The 473-nt window shown below is 43.0% G+C and carries 1 pseudogene; it reads right to left on the bottom strand.

Going from position 1 to position 473, the window contains the following annotated elements:
• Positions 1 to 262: 262 nt before the first annotated feature.
• Positions 263 to 473, bottom strand: a pseudogene (locus B9T16_RS29325) (IS110 family transposase); the annotation flags it as partial.

Raw genomic sequence — 473 nt, 5'->3', positions numbered from 1 at the left:
ATCAATGGGAGAGGATCAAGATTATTATCGACTATTATTCATGCTTTCATCCCCCAAGTCTAGGGCTGAGGTGCATAGTACACTTTTTATATAAATTTGGCTTCAACTGTGAAATTACCGAGTTATAATAGTCTCATGACTTAATGAAACCCTAGCGTGGATAATTATTTTCTATCTTATTCCCAAACTTTCACCAATAAAAACCCCGACCTAGGGAATTGGATCGGGGTACAAGTTTGATATGAGCATTATATGGGGATTATTACCGCATATCCCACAGAGCCTTAAACAAAGTCTCAGCCAGCTTTCTGGATGTCGCGTTCCTTGCTGCTTTCAACGCCGCCCCAGAAACTTTGTTCCCTTTGTGGTATGCTCTAGTTACCCAATAAACTCTAAGCGAATGAGCCTCTGGAGATTTTGGTAGGCAATCGTAGGGKGTTGTCGCGATCGCACCCCCCCCCGGTTTCTTTTCG

Origin of the sequence: Arthrospira sp. PCC 8006 (genome assembly GCF_046480465.1) — a bacterium.
Taxonomy (GTDB): domain Bacteria; phylum Cyanobacteriota; class Cyanobacteriia; order Cyanobacteriales; family Microcoleaceae; genus Limnospira; species Limnospira platensis.
This window is presented reverse-complemented; position numbering and strand designations above follow the sequence as displayed.